We start from the raw sequence: 12,516 nt of genomic DNA, 5'->3' as shown, positions 1-12,516 counted from the left end.
TCAGGCCTCGAACTTGCGGTACGACGGGTCGAGGTCGCGCACCTCGGCGGACACGTGCAGGCTCACGCCGTCGGCCGGCGCGATGTGCTTGCGCAGCAGTTCCAGGGCGGCTTCGGTGAGCCGGGCCTTGGTCTCGTCGGTCCGGCCGGCCAGCAGGGCGATCGTGAGATTGACGATCGCCGGGCCTGCGTCGCCGTCCGCCGCGACGGCTCCGACGACGTCCGCCTCGGTGCGCAGGACCCGCGTCTTGCACGCCTCCAGTCCGGCGGCCGCCGTCTCCACGACGACGGGGTGCAGTTCGAGCGCGAACGCGCGCCAGTCGACGTGGTCGAGCCCGGAGGAGACTTCGACGGTGATCTGCGGCATGGGCACTCCAGTTCTAGAAAGACCGGGCCCACTTTAGGACGTCACGACGGGGTACGGGGCGCCAGTCTCAGGGCCAGCATCGCGACGTCGTCGTCGCGGTCGTGGCCGAAGCAGCTCAGCAGCGTGTCGCACAGGGCGTCCAGGCCCGGCATGGCGCCGGTGGCCGCCGCGCGCAGCTGCTCCATCGACACCGCCAGGTCGATGCCCCGCGTCTCGATCAGTCCGTCGGTGACCATGAGGAGCCGGTCGGCGGGCTCCAGGAACAGTTCGGTGGGCGGCGGGTGGGGCAGGCCGGGGCCGAGCAGCGGGCCGGCCGCCTTCACGTAGTCGGCGCTGCGGCCGTCCCGCACGATCAGTGGCGGGATGTGGCCCGCGTTGGCGACCCGGGCGCGGCCGGTGTCCGGGTCGAGCAGGACCAGGCAGACGGTGGCGGTGACCCCGGGGTGGTAGAGGCGGAGCATCCGGTCGAGGCGTTCGGCGAGCACGGCCGGGTCGCTCTCGTCGACGCAGTAGGCGCGCAGCGCGTGCCGGATCTCGACCATCACGGTGGCCGCCTCCAGCGAGTGCCCCACGACGTCGCCGACGACGGCCAGCACGCCGTCCCCGGTGCGCAGGGCGGCGTAGAAGTCGCCGCCGATCTCGGTCTCGTGGGAGGCGGGCACGTACCGGACGGCGACGTCGACGCCGGGCAGTTCGGGCAGCTTGTGCGGCCGGGGCAGGAAGCTGTGCTGCAGGGTGAGGGCCACGTGCCGCTCGGCCCAGTACATCAGCAGCGGCTCGGCGGCGAGCGCGGTGGCCTGGGCGAGCCGGGCCAGCAGGGACTCGCGCGCGGGCTCCACCCGGCGCGCCGCGCGGGTCGGGGTGGCCACACAGACCGCGCCCCGGCCGTCCTGGGTGGGGATGAGGACGAGGCGGGCGTCGTGCCGCGTGTCGGGGCGGGAGAAACCGGCCGGCCACAGCGGCGCGGAGGCGGTGGTGATCCGCACCCCCGCCTGCCCGTGGGTGAGACGCCGCAGCAGCGTGACGAGGGCGCGGTGGGCGTCCGGGTCCGGCAGCGCGAGCGGGGTGGCGCCGCGGGGCGCGCCGCGGTACAGCTCGTCGTCCGGCCCGAGGACGAAGACGGCGGCGGGCGCGCCGGTGAGCCGGGCGGCGCCCTCGGCCGCCGCGTCGGCGAGTTCCTGCGGGGAGCGGGCCGACTGGATGGCCACGACGGCCTCCGACAGCAGGGTCAGCCGCCGTGCCGCCGCCTGGTCGTCGGCCCGCAGCCGCGCGGCGCGCACCGCCGCGCGGACCGCCGCGTCGATCTCGCCGGGCGGGGCGGGCAGGGTCAGACGGGGCTCGCCGCCCGCGTCCGGTTCCTCCGCCGGGTCGCCGGGGTCGTCCGGATCCTTCCCGGCCGTGGACTTCCCGGCGGTCGAGAAGTGCACGACGGGCACTCCGGCCATGTGCGGTCTGGCCTTGATCCGGCGGCGCAGTTCGAAGCCGCTCATGTCCGGCAGGTCCACGTCGACGAGGGCGATGTCGGGCAGTCCGCCCCGGCGCGCCCGCACGTCCAGTTCGGCGAGCGCCTCGTGGCCGGTGCCGACGGCGACGACCTGGTGGCCGGCGCGGCGCAGCACGGTCCGCAGGGCGAAGCGGCCCGCGGCCGTGTGGTCCACGACGAGCACCGTCGTGTCTGTCCGTGTGCCGTCGACGTTCATCAGGTCAGCCTCGGACTCGCCGGATGGAGCAGGCCGGGTTCGAGGCCTGCTCCACCACGGTAGTGCGGGTGTCTAGTGCGTCGTGCGGGTGAACACCGCCACGGTGCGGGCCGGGACGGTGAACGTGCCCGACTGCGCGGTGTAGGAGGCGGTGCGCACGGCCGGGTCCGCGCCGGACGCCTGCACCGGGTGCAGCCGGTAGTCGGTCCCGGCGAGCGCGGCGACGGTCTGCCGCTGGGCGTCGGGCGTCGCGTTGAACACGACGACCAGGTCGCCCAGGCGCATGGTGACGACGCCGGGGGTCTCCTTTTCGCCGGACAGCGGGAAGGAGAGCGCCGACTGCACCTGCGCGGCCGTTTCGAGGGAGAACGCCTTCTCCGTCGTCCGGATGCGCAGCAGGTCGCGGTAGGCGGCCGAGGCGGCGGTGATCTGCGGGCAGCCCACCCGGACGGTGTCCAGCAGGGGCCTGGCGTAGGGCCACTTGGCGGCGTTGTCGGCGGCCGGGGGCAGTCCGCGGCCGAAGCCGTTGCCGTCGGCGCAGTTCCAGTGGATGGCGTTGAACCAGTCGCCGCTGTCGAAGGAGTTGCGGTCGAGGGACTTGGAGCGGAGCAGGTCGCTGCCGGCCTGTGACAGGGCCGGGCCCTGGGAGAGCGCGGCGGTGGCCATGGCGAGGACCTGCATGCGGGAGCGGTCGTCGGCGGAGGCGCCGGCCGGGAGCTTGTAGGCCAGGGCGTCGAACAGCGACTCGTTGTCGTGGGCGTCGACGTAGGCGAGGGCGTCGCCGGGCGCCTTCGCGTAGCCGGCCGGGGCGCCGTTGTAGTCGACGTCGGCGCCGGTCACCTCCTTGCCGTCGGTGTCGGTGAAGCGATAGTCGGCGAGGTTTCCGGTCAGGCCGACCTTGAGGAGGTCCTGGTAGTGCAGGAGCCGGGCCTTCTGCTGTGCCGGGGTGCCGTTGGCGGTCGAGGAGTTGGGGTCGGTGTAGAGGCCGGAGGCGAAGCCCTGCACGCCGGGGTCCTCGTCGAAGGGGCCGCCGCCGCGGACGGCGTCGCGCGCCCGGTCGGAGAAGGTGGCGACGCCGGTTCCCGCCATGTTCTTCTGCGTGGCCTGCACGAAGCGGGCGTCGTCGGCGACCTCACCGAAGTTCCAGCCCTCCCCGTACAGGATGATCTTCTTGCCGTCGACGCCGTCCCGGGCGGGGGTCAGGGCGTCCAGGGCCTTGCGCACGGCCAGGATGTTGGCCTTCGGGTGGTGGCCCATGAGGTCGAAGCGGAAGCCGTCGACCTTGTACTGCCGGGCCCAGGTGACGACCGAGTCGACGACGAGCTTGCCCATCATGGCGTTCTCGGTGGCCGTGTTGGCGCAACAGGTGCTGGTGGCGACGGACCCGTCGGCGAGGAGCCGCTGGTAGTAGCCGGGGACGATCCGGTCCAGGACGCTGGTCGGCGCCTGGCCGCTCGCCGCCGTGTGGTTGTAGACGACGTCCATGACGACGCGCAGTCCGTCGCCGTTGAGCGCCTGGACCATTCTGCGGAACTCGACGGTGCGGGCCGTGCCGTCGGGGTCGCCGGCGTAGGAGCCCTCGGGGACGGTGTAGTGGTAGGGGTCGTAGCCCCAGTTGTAGGCGTCCTTCGCGGCGGTCGCGGACACGCACTCCTGCTGCTTCTCGGAGGCCGCCGGGTAGGAGGCGAGGTCGCAGGCGGGTACGGCCTGGTCGGCCTTCCTCTCGGCGATGGTGGCGATGTCGAAGACGGGCAGCAGGTGGACGTACGAGGTGCCCGCCGCCGCCAGCTCACGCAGGTGCTTCGAGCCGTCGCCGCCGCGGTCGGTGAAGGCGAGGTAGCCGCCCCGGTCCTTGGCCGGGACGGTCGGGTCGGCGACGGAGAAGTCCCGGACGTGCAGTTCCTGGATGCGGGCGTCGCGCAGCGGGACGGCCTTCGGCTTGGCGAGCTTCGACCAGCCGCCGGGGGCCAGGGCCGGATCGTCCAGGTCGACGACGAGGCTGCGCGCGGAGTCGGCGGTCAGGGCGAGCGAGTAGGGGTCGGTCACCTTGTTGACGACGACCTGGCGCACGGTGGGCGCCCACACCGTCACGGCGTACCGGTAGGGCTTGTTCTTCCAGCTCTTCGGGCCGGTGACGGACCAGACGCCGGTGGCGTCGTCGCGGCGCATGGCGACCGTGGAGCCGTCGAGCTCCAGGGCGACGTTCTGCGCCGTCGGGGCCCACACGGAGAGAGTGGGGCGGCCGTCGCGGAAGACCGGGCCGAGCTTCGCCGAGGCGGCGGCCGCGTACAGGTCGTCCAGCACGCCCGCGGTCTGCACGCCGGTCGCGGCCAGGACGGCGCCCTGGACGGTGCGCTGGGTGGCGACGACCTGGCCGGTCAGCGCCTCGCGCACCCGGCCGCGGTCACGCGGGTCGACGGACCAGGCGGTGTAGTCCTTCAGGTGGGGGTACTTCGCCTTCTGGGCGTCGGTGAGCGCGCTCTTCGTGAGCCGCAGCCATCCGGCGTCGCCGGTGAGCCTGCCGTCCTTCACGGTGATCGCACCCGTGCGGCTGTAGAGCAGCTGGGTGGAGGCGGCTCCCTCCGCGCCGTTCCAGGCCACGGTGTCCCGGTCGATCCAGACCGCCTTGGAGGCGGTGAGGTCGAGGGCCGCGGCGGATCCGGCCGGCTGCGGGAGCAGGTACTTCTCCTGTCCGTTCAGCAGCCACACCTCGTGGCCGTTCGCGGTGAGGTCCAGCGACCGGTCGGCGGCGAGGTCCTTGTCGTCGCCCTTGTGGACGATATAGCTCAGGCTGGTGGCGCCGGCGGCGAGGGGCACCTCGAAGACCGCGCCGTAGGCGTCGGTCCGGGCCGGCGGGAGCGGCTTGGACCACTCGGTGGGGTTCGCGGCGCCCGTCCAGACGTGCAGGCCCCAGCCGTCGTAGTCGCCGTCGGCGCGGTGGTAGTGCAGGACGGCCTTCGCGGTGTCCTGGGCGGGATAGTCCGGCCGCTGCGTGACGACCGCCTCCTTGCCCTGCTCGATCCAGACCTCGCCGGTCTTGCCGACGTCGACGGTGCGGTCGGCGGCGACGTCCTTGTTCCCTTCCTTGTCGATGACGAGGAAGCCGACGCTCGACGCGCCCGGCTTCAGCTTGACGTAGGCGAAGGCGCCGTACGCGTCGCGGCCCGCGAACGGGTGACTGGCGGGCCAGGTGGTCGCCTCGCCGTCGGCGAGGTCGCCCCAGGCGTACAGGCCCCAGTCGTCGTAGTCGCCGTCGGTGCGCTTGTAGTGGACGACCGCATAGTCGCGCGAGGACGCGGTGGGGATCTCCTCGGCGGGCGGCGTGCCGGTGGTGGAGGCGGCGGTGGCGGCGGAGGTGCGGCCCGCCCGGTCCACGACGACGGCCTTGTAGCGCAGGGGCGTACCGGGCGGCACGCCGGCGCCGATGGTCTGGGTGACCCGGTAGGGGGCGTGGTCGGCGGAGCCGAGGATCTGCCACTTCCCGGTGCCGGCCTGGGCCGCGAAGACGACGCGCGCGAGCTGTCCGCCCCCGACGTCCGCGCCGAGTTCGACGGTGCCGGTGGCGCCCGCCGCGGGGGCGTGCAGGGTGATCGTCGGCCGGGCCGCGGGGACGGCCGGCCGGCGGTCGGCCTTGAGGACGACGGCCGAGTTCGCGGGCACGCTCACCGTGATCTTCCGGTCGGCGCCGGAGGTGACGGTGTTCTTCGTGCCGTGGATCCCGTGGAACGCGGTGTTCGCCGAACCGGTCGCGAACGTCGCCTGCTTCGCCGTGCCGGCGTTGTTGAAGGCGACGACGTACTCGGTGGCGTCCTTGCCGGTCCCGTTGCGGGAGAAGGCGTAGACGCCGGGGCCGTCGTCCGCGTGGCGCTCGGTCTGGACGCCGTCGGCGAGGGCGGGGTTGGCCCTGCGGAGCGCGGCGAGGGCCGCGATCTGCCGGTAGAGCGGGGCGGAGGTGTCGTAGGCGTCGCTCGCGTGGGTGCGGGCGGTGCCGATCTCGTCGTCGTCGAGGTAGTCGGCGACCTTCGAGGCGAACATCGTCTGGCGGGCGTCCTTGTCGCCGCCGGATCCGGCGAAGCCCTGCTCGTCACCGTAGTAGACGACGGGGTTGCCGCGGCTGAGGAACATCAGCTCGTTGGCGAGCCGGTCCTTGGCGAGGAGTTCGGCGTCGGAGGCCTTCGGGTTGTCCTGGTCCAGGAAGTAGCCGAAGCGGCCCATGTCGTGGTTGCCGAGGAAGGTGACCTGTTCGTAGGCGTTGGCCTTGTCGGTCGTGTACTTGTAGTCGTCGGCGAAGACGGAGGCGAGCTTCTTCGCGCTGCCGCCCTGGGAGGCGTACTGGCGGGCCGCGTCCTGGAAGGGGAAGTCGAGGGTGGAGTCGAGGCGGCCGCGGGTGACGTAGGGGGACGTGACGGACGTGTCGGCGGAGTAGACCTCGCCGAACATGAAGAAGTCCTTGCGCCCGTGCCGGGCCGCGTACGCGTCGAGGGCGGTCGCCCACTGCGTCCAGAACTCCATGTTCACGTGCTTGACGGTGTCGATCCGGAAGCCGTCGATCCCGAAGTCGCGGACCCACTTCTCGTAGATCTTCTCCATGCCGCTGACGACCTCGGGACGCTCGGTCCACAGGTCGTCGAGTCCGGAGAAGTCGCCGTAGTTCGCGGACTCGCCCGCGTAGGTGGAGTCGCCCCGGTTGTGGTACATCGTGGGGTCGTTGAGCCAGGACGGCACCTTGGCGTTCTTCTTCGCGGCCGGGACGGCCGGCGTGCGGGGGAAGGAGCCGGCGCCGACCGGCGGGAAGGGCTTGGCGCCGTCGGCGTAGTCCGCGTCGTCGAAGGGGCGGCCGTCCTTCGTCAGATACGGGAACGCGCCCTTGGAGAGATAGCCGTAGGACTTCTCCGCGTAGTCGACGACGTCGGCCGTGTGGTTGGTGATGACGTCGAAGAAGACCTTCATGCCCTTGGCGTGGGCCTTGGAGATCAGGGTCTCCAGGTCCTTGTCGGTGCCGAAGTGCGGGTCGACCTTGGTGAAGTCGGTGATCCAGTAACCGTGGTAGCCGGCCGAGGCGTCCTTGCCGGCGCCCTGGACGGGCTGGTTCTTGAAGATCGGCGCCATCCAGATGGCGGTGGTGCCGAGGCCCTTGATGTAGTCGAGCCGCTTCGTCAGGCCCTTGAGGTCGCCGCCCTGGTAGAACCCCTTGTCGGTGGGGTCGTAACCGGTCGACAGCCGCGAGCCGGTCAGCCCGCCCTTGTCGTTGGACGCGTCGCCGTTGGCGAAACGGTCCGGCATGACGAAGTAGAACTGCTCACGGGTGGAGTCGTGCCGGGACGGCTCGGCGGCGAGCCGGGCGTCCGACGGCGGTGCGGGCGGGGTCTGAGCCCGCGCCACGAGGGGTTGCGCAAGCGATACGGCCAGTGCGGCGGCGAGGACGGCTGCGCGCAGCCGGAGGCGGCCGAAGCGGCCCGCCTGCCCTCTCGGTATCAGGTCCACGGTTGTGAACTCCTAGCGATTACGGCGTACTCGGGTCCGACCCCGCGCGCGTTTCGGCCACGATGCCGAACGCCCGCGTGACCGTATCGCTCACGCAAGGGTTGCAGCAAGAGTCTTGCAACATGCGGAAAGGGGTTTCAGCAGCTGGACTTGCCCGCGTAGATCGCGAGGGCCGTGCCGGCGCCCAGCGTCGCCGTGAACTGGCCCGAGCCGTTCACCGTGACGCTCGTGTTGTTCTGGACGTCGCAGTACGTTCCCGCGGCCAGGGAGGTGCTGAACGTCCGGCTCAGGGCGGAGGTCTCGTGGTTGATGGCGACGAAGCCCTTGCTGCCGCGGCCGAAGGCGATGGCGTCGTTGCCGTCGTCCCACCAGTTCGAAAGCCCTTGCCCGCGCGTGGCGTTGTGGAAGCCGACCATCGACTTGATCTCCGGCCAGGCGTGCTGGCACTTCCAGCCGTCCTGCCAGCAGGCGTTGACAGCACCGCCGCCGGGCGGTCCCGCGTCGGCGTTCGACCACTCGTAGCCGGAGTTGACGTCCGGTGCGCCGTAGGGGTGGGCGAGCATGAAGACGTTGGCGAGCGTGTAGGTGGAGCCGTCCTTGTAGTTCAGGGTGGAGCCGTTGCGCTCGGTGTCGTGGTTGTCGACGAAGACGCCCGCGACCGAGCCGCTCATGTAACCCCAGCCCTCGCCGTAGTTCTTCAGGTAGGCGAGGTTCTCGTTGTTGAAGACCCGCTTGAGGTCGTAGGCGTAGCGGAACTCCTGGACGTCGCCGTTGCCGGTGTACTCGGTGGGCTGGACGGCCTCCCCGCTGCCGTAGATGACCTCCTGCTTCCAGTACACGCCCGGGTTCGTCAGCCGCGACTTGATGTTCGCGAGGTCGGCGGCGGCGATGTGCTTGGCCGCGTCGATGCGGAAGCCGTCGACGCCCAGGCCGAGCAGGTCGTTCAGATAGCCGGCGATGGTCTTGCGGACGTAGTCCTCGCCGGTGTCGAGGTCGGCCAGCCCGACGAGTTCGCAGTGCTGGACGTTCCAGCGGTCCGCGTAGTTCGAGATCTGCGAGGTGCAGTCGTCGAAGTCGTAGGAGGAGTACAGGCCCGGGTAGTCGTACTTCGTGTACGCCGAGCCGCCGGTCCCGGTGCCGCTGCCCGCCGCCATGTGGTTGATCACGCTGTCGGCGACGACCTTCACGCCCGCCGCGTGGCAGGCGTTCACCATGTTCCGGAACGCCGTGCGGTCGCCGAGCCGCCCGGCGATCCGATAGCTGACGGGCTGGTACGACGTCCACCACTGCGAGCCCTGTATGTGCTCGGCGGGCGGGGAGACCTGCACGTATCCGTAGCCCGCGGGACCGAGGGTGTTCGTGCACTCCCTGGCGACGGAGGCGAAGTTCCACTCGAAGAGGACGGCGGTGACGTCCTTGACGCCGGGTGGGGCGGCGGAGGCGGGGGAAGCGCCGGGGACGACGACCGCGGCCAGGGCGGCGGCCAGGGCGAGAGCGCCCGTAAGGGGTCTGCTGTGCGACATGTGGGGTTCCTTCGTCTTTGAAGGCTCTTGCTGCAATCTTTCAGAAACCTTGCAGTGGCGTGATGTTAAGGTCCCGCGGCCGAAAAGTGCAGAGGCCGGTGTGAAGGATCTGCAAGAAGTCGCGGGCGGACCCTGGTTGAATCCCCCGGTGACCACCGACACCGGCGGCCCGGCCGTCCCGCACCCGCTGCTCGGGCGCCTCCTCGACACCGCCGAAGGGCGCTTCCCGCCGGCCGACGGCGGCGTCACGGTCCTGCCCGCCCTGACCGGCGGACTGGAGTGCTCGGTCGCCTTCACCGGCCACGCCGTCGTCGCCACCGCAATGCCCGCCGAGCGGGTGCGCGCCCACCGCCCCGACGGGTTCGGCGGCTCCCTGTCCCCGGACTTCCTGCGCGCCCTGGCCGGGCCCGGAGGCTGGATCGGCGTCGTCGACGCCACCCTGGCGGCCCGTGGCGCCGGCGGTCCCGCCCGGCTGCGTCCGCTCGCCGGTGCCGACGGCCACCCACGGGTGCGCTTCGCCCGTGAACTACGCGTGGACGTCCGGGTGTTCGGCGACGAGCGCGGGCTGGTCACCCTCGCGGCGGGCCTCGCCGGCCGCACCGAGGTGAGCGTCGAACTGCACCGCCCCGAGGGCGGCGCACCCGGACGGGGCAGATCGCTGCTGGGCGACGCGCTGACGCTGGTCCCGCGGGGCGAGCCCGTCTTCGCGGCGGTCGCCCCGGGCAACGCCCGCTCCCTGCGGGCCTTCCTCGCCGCCGGGTTCGTCCCGGTCGGGTCCGAGGTCCTGCTCCGCCCCGAGCGCGGCCGGGCATGACGACGGACGACCCGGACGCCGGGACACCCCTGACGACGCGGAGCAGCTACGACGCGGTGGCCGAGCGCTACGCCCGCGAGATCGGTGACGAACTCGACGGCAAGCCCCTCGACCGCGCCCTGCTGGACGCCTTCGCCGAACTGGCCGCCGGCGGCCCGGTCGCGGACGTCGGCTGCGGTCCGGGCCATGCGACGGCCCGTCTGGCCGCCCTGCACGACGTGCGGCCGCTCGGAGTGGACCTGTCCCCGGCGATGTGCGCCGTGGCGCGACACAGGACCGGTCTGCCGTTCCTCGCGGCGGACATGCGCGCCCTGCCGATCCGCCCCGGCACCCTGGGCGGCGTCCTGTGCCTGTACGCGGTGATCCACCTCGACGAGGCCGGACGGGCCGCCGCCTACGCCGAGTTCGCCCGCGTGCTGCGCCCCGGCGCCCCCGTGCTCGTCGCCTTCCACACCGGCGATCCGGACCTGCGTGCCGGGCAGGCCGCCCACCTCGACCGGTGGTGGGGCCGCCGCGTCGACCTGACCTTCCGATACCTCGACCCGGCCGGGGAGACGGCGGCCCTGGCCCGGGCCGGCCTGGCGCTCACCGCGCGCCTGGACCGGGAACCGCACCCCGGGGCCGAGCATCCGAGCCGGCGCACCTACCTCCTGGCGCGACGCGACGCGTGACCGGTGCGCGGGCGCGCGCCCACGCCGAAGGCCCGCCGCCCGGGGAGGGGCGACGGGCCTCGGAGTTCAGGCGGTCACGCGGTCACGCGATGCGGGCGGTCAGGTCGTCCGGCCGGGCCCGCGGTCCCACCCTTCACGCGGTCGTGAACCAGACCGTCGTGTCGGCCGGCAGCTTCGCCTCGCCGGCGTCCGTCTCGGTCACCTCGCCGCTCGCGAGCAGCACGCGCCCGTACGCCGGGGTCGTCACCGACTCGCCCGTCGTGTTCGCGACGCACACGAACTCCCCGCGCCGCAGGGCGAGAACGCCCTCGGGGGCCTTCAGCCACTCCACCGAGTCGCCCGCGCCCAGGTCGGGGAGGGCACGGCGGACGCGCAGGGCCGAGCGGTACAGCTCCAGGGTCGAGCCGGGGTCGCCCGTCTGGGCCGCCACGCTCAGCTCGCCCCAGCCGGCCGGCTGCGGGAGCCAGCTGCCGCCGTCGCCGAAGCCGTAGGACGAGCCCTCGCGCGTCCACGGGATCGGCACCCGGCAGCCGTCGCGGAAGCCGTCCTGGCCGGCGCCGCGGAAGTACGCCGGGTCCTGGCGGACCTCGTCGGCCAGGTCGACGACGTCGGGCAGGCCGAGTTCCTCGCCCTGGTAGACGTACGCGGAGCCGGGCAGCGCCAGCATCAGCAGCGAGGCCGCGCGGGCCCGGCGCAGGCCCAGCTCGCGGTCGCCGGCGGTGCGGATCTGGGTGCCGAGACCGGGCGGGTTGGCGAACCGGGTGGCGTGGCGGGTGACGTCGTGGTTGGACAGGACCCAGGTGGCCGGGGCGCCGACCGGGCGCATCGACTCCAGGGTGCGGTCGATGACCTCGCGCAGCTCGGCCGCGTCCCACGCGGTGCTCAGGTACTGGAAGTTGAAGGCCTGGTGGAGCTCGTCGGGGCGGACGTAGTTCGCGGTGCGCTCGATCGTGGGGGTCCACGCCTCCGCGACGAAGATCTGCTCGCCGGAGTACTCGTCCAGGATGAGCCGCCACTGGCGGTAGATCTCGTGGACGCCGTCCTGGTCGAAGAACGGCATGACATCGTTGCCCAGCAGTTTCAGCTGGTCGCGGGCGCCGAGGTCGGGCAGGCCCTCGGCCTTGACCAGGCCGTGGGCCACGTCGATGCGGAATCCGTCGACGCCCATGTCCAGCCAGAAGCGCAGGATGGAGCGGAACTCGTCGCCGACGGCCGGGTGGTTCCAGTTGAAGTCGGGCTGTTCGGGGGCGAAGAGGTGCAGGTACCACTCGCCGGGGGTGCCGTCCGGCTCGGTGACGCGGGTCCACGCGGGGCCGCCGAAGATGGACTCCCAGTCGTTGGGCGGGAGTTCGCCGTTCTCGCCCTTGCCGGGGCGGAAGTGGTAGCGGTCGCGCAGGGACGAGCCGGGGCCTTCCGCGAGCGCCCGCTTGAACCACTCGTGCTGGTCGGAGGAGTGGTTGGGCACCAGGTCCACGATGACGCGCAGGCTCAGCTCGTGGGCGTCGCGGATCAGGGCGTCGGCGTCGAGCAGGTTGCCGAACATCGGGTCCACCGCGCGGTAGTCGGCGACGTCGTAGCCGGCGTCGGCCTGCGGGGAGGCGTAGAAGGGGCTGAGCCACACGGCGTCCACGCCGAGATCGCGCAGGTACGGAAGGCGGGAGCGGACGCCTTCCAGGTCTCCCATGCCGTCGCCGTCGCTGTCGGCGAAGCTGCGGGGGTACACCTGGTAGATCACCGCGTCCCGCCACCAGTCGCGGGGCTTGGCGACGGTGACGACGGCCGAGGTGGGGGCGGGGGCCGGGGCTGCGGGCTGCTGGCTCATGGCGTCCTTGGTACCTAACGGAGTCATCGGGTCAGAGTGGGTGAGGGGTGGGGCGACGGAGGTGGAAGGGCTGACGAGGCGGCCGCGGTCACAGCGGGGTCGGATGGTGACCGCGGCCGCCCCGGGTTCTTTCGGG

Annotated in this window: 7 protein-coding genes; 2 read left to right on the top strand and 5 right to left on the bottom strand. The window is 72.4% G+C overall.

Annotated elements, in window-relative coordinates; translation table 11 throughout:
• From ACGFSH_RS03925 to ACGFSH_RS03910, 4 genes are all read right to left on the bottom strand, one after another.
• Complete coding sequence (locus ACGFSH_RS03925; RefSeq protein ID WP_393344685.1) at nt 1-366, bottom strand: 5-carboxymethyl-2-hydroxymuconate Delta-isomerase; 366 nt, start codon at nt 364-366, stop codon at nt 1-3.
• A 41-nt stretch (nt 367-407) separates the two neighbouring features.
• Nucleotides 408-2,066, bottom strand: coding sequence for a SpoIIE family protein phosphatase (locus tag ACGFSH_RS03920; RefSeq protein WP_393344683.1), 1,659 nt, complete (start codon nt 2,064-2,066; stop codon nt 408-410).
• A gap of 72 nt (nt 2,067-2,138) precedes the next feature.
• On the bottom strand, nt 2,139-7,544 hold the full coding sequence (gene pulA / locus ACGFSH_RS03915) for a pullulanase-type alpha-1,6-glucosidase (protein ID WP_393345474.1): 5,406 nt from the start codon (nt 7,542-7,544) through the stop codon (nt 2,139-2,141).
• Nucleotides 7,545-7,687: 143 nt separating this feature from the next.
• On the bottom strand, nt 7,688-9,073 hold the full coding sequence (locus tag ACGFSH_RS03910) for an alpha-amylase family protein (protein WP_393344681.1): 1,386 nt from the start codon (nt 9,071-9,073) through the stop codon (nt 7,688-7,690).
• Between the two features lie 148 nt (nt 9,074-9,221).
• On the opposite strand from ACGFSH_RS03910, the gene ACGFSH_RS03905 reads away from it, so the two are divergent.
• Together ACGFSH_RS03905 and ACGFSH_RS03900 are read left to right on the top strand one after the other, a co-directional pair.
• On the top strand, nt 9,222-9,887 hold the full coding sequence (locus ACGFSH_RS03905) for a hypothetical protein (RefSeq protein WP_393344679.1): 666 nt from the start codon (nt 9,222-9,224) through the stop codon (nt 9,885-9,887).
• The gene (locus ACGFSH_RS03900) at nt 9,884-10,558 is read left to right on the top strand and encodes a class I SAM-dependent methyltransferase (RefSeq protein ID WP_393344677.1); all 675 of its coding nucleotides are present in this window, start codon (nt 9,884-9,886) and stop codon (nt 10,556-10,558) included. Before ACGFSH_RS03905 ends, ACGFSH_RS03900 begins: the two co-directional genes overlap by 4 nt.
• 133 nt (nt 10,559-10,691) lie before the next feature.
• On the opposite strand, the gene ACGFSH_RS03895 is transcribed toward ACGFSH_RS03900, so the two are convergent.
• The gene (locus ACGFSH_RS03895) at nt 10,692-12,380 is read right to left on the bottom strand and encodes a glycoside hydrolase family 13 protein (RefSeq protein ID WP_393344676.1); all 1,689 of its coding nucleotides are present in this window, start codon (nt 12,378-12,380) and stop codon (nt 10,692-10,694) included.
• Nucleotides 12,381-12,516 lie beyond the last annotated feature (136 nt).

The organism is Streptomyces sp. NPDC048481, assembly GCF_043200075.1.
Lineage (GTDB): Bacteria > Actinomycetota > Actinomycetes > Streptomycetales > Streptomycetaceae > Streptomyces.
Note: the sequence above shows the minus strand (reverse complement) of the source record. Positions and strands in the feature narration are given on the sequence as shown.

What these genes read in the sequence shown, in the direction of transcription:
- ACGFSH_RS03925 (WP_393344685.1), bottom strand. Translation starts at nt 366, where the DNA reads ATGCCGCAGATCACCGTCGAAGTCTCCTCCGGGCTCGACCACGTCGAC.
- ACGFSH_RS03920 (WP_393344683.1), bottom strand. Translation starts at nt 2,066, where the DNA reads ATGAACGTCGACGGCACACGGACAGACACGACGGTGCTCGTCGTGGAC.
- ACGFSH_RS03910 (WP_393344681.1), bottom strand. Translation starts at nt 9,073, where the DNA reads ATGTCGCACAGCAGACCCCTTACGGGCGCTCTCGCCCTGGCCGCCGCC.
- ACGFSH_RS03900 (WP_393344677.1), top strand. Translation starts at nt 9,884, where the DNA reads ATGACGACGGACGACCCGGACGCCGGGACACCCCTGACGACGCGGAGC.
- ACGFSH_RS03895 (WP_393344676.1), bottom strand. Translation starts at nt 12,380, where the DNA reads ATGAGCCAGCAGCCCGCAGCCCCGGCCCCCGCCCCCACCTCGGCCGTC.